3 protein-coding genes are annotated in these 4,640 nt (G+C 69.8%); 1 reads left to right on the plus strand and 2 read right to left on the minus strand.

Annotated elements, in window-relative coordinates:
- Together AC1DO7_RS39530 and AC1DO7_RS39535 are read right to left on the minus strand one after the other, a co-directional pair.
- Positions 1-1,774 (minus strand): acetyl/propionyl/methylcrotonyl-CoA carboxylase subunit alpha (locus AC1DO7_RS39530; RefSeq protein WP_477117437.1); only part of this gene is annotated, 1,774 nt, incomplete at its 3' end.
- A 51-nt stretch (positions 1,775-1,825) separates the two neighbouring features.
- Positions 1,826-3,556, minus strand: a complete 1,731-nt coding sequence (locus AC1DO7_RS39535) for an AMP-binding protein (protein ID WP_441617905.1) — start codon at positions 3,554-3,556, stop codon at positions 1,826-1,828.
- Between the two features lie 215 nt (positions 3,557-3,771).
- Between AC1DO7_RS39535 and AC1DO7_RS39540 the strand changes: the two genes are divergently transcribed.
- On the plus strand, positions 3,772-4,434 hold the full coding sequence (locus AC1DO7_RS39540; protein ID WP_441617903.1) for a TetR/AcrR family transcriptional regulator: 663 nt from the start codon (positions 3,772-3,774) through the stop codon (positions 4,432-4,434).
- Positions 4,435-4,640: the final 206 nt, after the last annotated feature.

Here is a 4,640-nt window from a genome sequence, read left to right on the forward strand (position 1 = left end):
GGCTTCGTGCGCATGGTCTGCGCCCGCGTCGGCCGGCTTCGTGCGCATGGTCTGCGCCCGCGTCGGCCGCCAGCACGATCACCGGCGCGCCGGCGCGCAGCACGTCGCCGGGCGCGGCCAGCACGCGCAGCACCTGGCCGGCCACCGGCGCCTCGAGCGGGTGCTCCATCTTCATCGCCTCGATGATGGCCAGCGTCTGGCCCCGCCGCACGATGTCGCCGGGCTGCACCTGCAGCGCGGCCAGGGCGCCGTCCATGGGTGCGCTGACGCGTTCGGCATCCTCGGGCAGGTCGTCGGGCAGGTCGTCGGGCGGTACGCTGTGCGCGGCCGGCGCGCCGCCGGCGTCGCCGAGCGCATGCAGCGCGGGATGGGTATCGCCGCCGGCCAGGGCCTGGACCGCCATGGCCGGGAGCGCGGCGTCGAGGTACTGGGTGTGGATGGCATTGCGGCGCACGTCGTCGCGCTGCAGCAGGTCCTGCAGCAGGCGGCGGTTGGTGTCGATGCCCTCGATGCGGAATTCGCACAAGGCACGGTAGGCCTGCGCCAGCGCGCGTTCGTAGTTGCCGCCGGGCTCGTGCACGATCAGCTTGGCCAGCAGCGAGTCGAAGCGCGGATTGACGCGCATGCCGGCGTGGCCGGCGCCATCCACCCGCACGCCCGGACCGCTGGGCGGCTCGTAGGCGCTGATGCGGCCGCTGGCGGGGCGCAGCTGGCCCCGCGCGTCGAGATGCTCGGCATTGATGCGCAGCTGCACGGCGATGCCGCGCGGCGCCGGGGGCCGGTCCAGCCCGAGCTGGGCCAGGCTCTGCCCGGCGGCGATGCCCAGCTGCACCTGGACCAGGTCCACGCCAGTGACCATTTCGGTGACGGTGTGCTCCACCTGCAGGCGCGGGTTGGCTTCCATGAACCAGAATTCGCCATGCTCGCCGAGCAGGAATTCGAAGGTGCCGATGCCGCGGTAGGCACTGGCGCGCGCGAGCGTGATCGCGGCCTGCGCCAGGCGCGCGCGCATGGCATCGTCCAGCGAGGGGCTGGGCGCCACCTCCAGCAGTTTCTGGTGGCGCCGCTGCAGGCTGCACTCGCGCTCGCCCAGCGCGATCACGCCGCCGGCCGCATCGGCCACCACCTGGATCTCGATATGGCGGGGCGCGTCCACGATGCGCTCCACATAGACCGCGCCATTGCCGAAGGCGGCCGTGGCTTCGGAGACGCAGCGGGCATAGGCTTGGCCGATCTCCTGCGCGGCGTGCACCGCGCGCATGCCGCGCCCGCCACCGCCCGCCAGCGCCTTGATCATCATGCCGGGCCGGGCGTCCTGCGCCTGCAGCGTGGCGAAGAACGCGTGCGCTGCCTCCTGCGTGGTCGGCCCCGTGGTGCCCGGCACGACCGGCACGCCGCATTCGCGGGCCAGCGCGCGTGCGCGTGCCTTGTCGCCAAACAGGCGCAGCACGTCCGGCGCCGGGCCCGTGAAGGCCAGGCCGGCATCCAGGCAGGCCTGGGCAAACTCCGCGTTCTCCGAGAGCAAGCCGTAGCCCGGATGGACCAGGTCGCAGTCGCTGCGGCGCGCGGCGGCCACCACCTGCCCGATATCGAGATAGGCGCGCGGGCCCGTGCCGGCCAGTGCGACTGCCTCGTCGGCCTTGCGCACATGGAGGGCGTCGCGGTCGTCCTCGCTGAACAGGGCCACGCTCTGCAGGCCGGCGCTGGCAGCCGCGCGCGCGATGCGGATGGCGATTTCGCCGCGATTGGCGATCAGTAGCTTGCGGAACGTCATGATGCGAAGGACCAGTTCGGGGGCGGGGAAGACGGGATGGGCATGGCAGTGTCAGCCGGGTTGCTCGAGCAACGGTGCCAGGTCCTGCTTGCGCACCTTGCCCGTGGCGGTGAGGGGCAGGGCGTCGACGATGCGTACCAGCGGCACCTTGTACACAGCCATATTGCTGCGGCACCACTGCACCAGCGCGGCTGCGTCGACGGTGCCGGCGGCTTCCGGCTTGAGCATGACGAAGGCGACCGGCAGCTGGCCACGGTCCTCGTCGGCGCGCCCCACCACGGCGGCGCCGAGGATGGCCGGGTGCTGGCCGAGCAGCGCCTCGATCTCGGCGGGGAACACGCTCATGCCATTGACCTTGAGCATCTCCTTGCGCCGGCCCAGGTAATGCAGGTAGCCGTGCGCGTCGATCAGGCCGATGTCGCCGGTGTGGAGCCAGCCGTTGCGCAGCGATTCGCGCGTGGCCCCGGGTTTGTTCCAGTATCCCTTGAGCAGGGTCGGCGTGCGCACGCACAGCTCGCCCTCGGCGCCGAGCGGCAGCAGCTCGCCGCTATCGAAGTCGCAGACCTTGAACTCGGTCCCGGGCACGGGCAGGCCGACGAAGATGGGCTGGGCGCGCAGGTCCAGGTCATCGTCCTGCATGCCATGGGTGAAGGTGTTGCAGGTCTGCGTCTCCGTCATGCCCCAGGCGCTTTCCGCAATGACCGAGCCGGTCAGCGCGTGCCAGGCGCGGCGGTAGGGCAGGTTGAGCTTCTTGACGAAGGAGGACACGCCCACATGGCGCAGCGAGCGCAGCTGGTATTGCGCCACGCGCGGGTGTTCCATCACCTCCACCGCGTTGTCGACCAGCATCGATGCGTTGGTGACGCGATAGCGCTGCACCGCCGCCATGAAGGTTTCGGGATCCCAGCGCGCCAGCAGCACCAGGGGGATGCCGAAGAAGGCGGGGAAGATCAGGCAGAGGTTTTCGCCGGCGATCCAGAATTCCGGGAAGAAGCCGAGCATCACAGTGTCGTCGGCGATCTCCAGCGAAACCGCGCCGAAGGCGGCCGCCATGTCCACCATATCGCCTTGCGTATGGATGCAGCCCTTGGGCAGGCCGGTGGTGCCGCCGGTGTAGTTGAGCGCGGCCGGCGCGTCGAGCGCGACCGGCGTGGTGGGCGCCGGATGCGTGCAGGCCGCCATCGCGGACAGCAAGGCGATGGCCCGGTCGCCGGGCTCGCACGGGCAGGGCGGCGCCTGCGCCATCGGCGGCAGCGGCAGCGTGGGCTCGGCCGGCAGCACTTCAGCGAAGCTGGTCGTGAACAGCAGCGAGAGCGGATCGTCCGCGCCCAGGGCCTCGCGCGTTTCGCGCACCAGCGGCACCAGCTGGTCGAGCGCGACCAGGGCGCTCGGCGTGCTGTCCGCGAGTGCGTGCCGCAGTTCGGCGTGCTGCGAGAGCGGGCTGACCGGCACGTAGACCGCGCCGAGCTTGAGGATGCCGAAGAAGACGACGTGGAACTGCGGGCAATTCGGCAGCAGCACCGCCACGCGGTCGCCGGCGCCGATGCCGTGCGAGGCCAGCAGCGCCGCGCAGCGGTCGCTTTGCGCGTCGAGTTCGGCGTAGCTGGTTTCGTGGCCGTAGAAGAGCACCGCCGGATGGCCGGGCCGCGTGCGGCCCCAGTGCCGCAGCATCTCCGTGAGCGGCCGCCGTCCCAGCGGGTACTGCGGGGCGCGCGGCAGGCGGGCGGGCCAGGCGCGCTGCCAGCGCGCGTGCAGGTCTGCCAGGTACGCGGTTTCGTCCATCGGCGGTGTCTCCTTATTGGGGCGCCAGGCCGGCCGGTCCTGGCGAAATCTACTCTTTGGTATATTTATGTACCCTTGGGTATGATGCTATTGGCATTGCCATCGTGCGTCAAGCGCGTACGCCAGCCGCGTACTCCCGTCGCGCGCGGCCGCGCCGGCCTTGTCCAAACCGATCGCGGGCCTTCCCGCCCGGCCCGCCATGCGAGAATCGCATCATGCCGACTGCACAGAAAACCGCTCCCGCCGAAGCCGTGCCGGACATCGCTCCGGACGCCATGCCCGCGCGCTCGCATATCGCCGAGCGCCAGGAGGCGCGCCGCCGCCAGATCCTCGATGCCGCCGCCCAGTTGTTCTATACCAAGGGCTACCCCGGCATGACCATGAACGACCTGTGCCGCGCGCTGGGCGTGACCAAGCCGGCGGTCTATTACTACTTCACAGACAAGTACGAAATCTTCGACATCCTGTGCCGCGAGTCGGCGCAGACCTGCCTGCCGGTCATCCGCGAGACCGCCGACCCCGCCCTGCCGGTGCGCGAGCGCCTGCGCGCATGCCTGCTGGAAATGGCGCGTCGCTGCATCGACTGCCATGTGCCCGCCACGCTGAGCTTTCGCGACAACCAGTACCTGCGCCCCGAAACGGTGGCGTGGCTGGGCAGCATGGCGCGCGCCTTCTACCGCGACCTCTATGCACTGCTGGAGGAGGGCAAGCGCGACGGCGTCTTCCACTACGGCGATGCGCGCGTGACCGCGCACGCGATCGGCAGCGTGGTCGGCTTCATGTACACCTGGCACGAGCCCGGGCGCATGAAGCCGCGGGCGCTGGCCGAGGAACTGGCCACCAATATGATGAAGATGGTCCTGCCGGTAAAAGCGTGACTAGGGAATTCCCGCGAGTGGCCCTGAACTGTGCGCTAGACTTCACGTCTTATGGTGTGCTACTTCCAGAGGACTTCATCTAACGTGTTGTCTTAACAGGGTCGCGCGTTTAGCATCTGTCGAAAATCGAACGACCATTCAGAAAWYCAGGAGACGGTGCATGGAAAGAATTTGGCTGAAGAACTACCCGGCTGGCGTGCCTGCCG

Source organism: Cupriavidus sp. 05N40 (assembly GCF_056397305.1).

Excerpts from the sequence above, each read along its gene's own strand:
- AC1DO7_RS39535 (WP_441617905.1), bottom strand. The coding sequence starts at position 3,556 with ATGGACGAAACCGCGTACCTGGCAGACCTGCACGCGCGCTGGCAGCGC.
- AC1DO7_RS39540 (WP_441617903.1), top strand. The coding sequence starts at position 3,772 with ATGCCGACTGCACAGAAAACCGCTCCCGCCGAAGCCGTGCCGGACATC.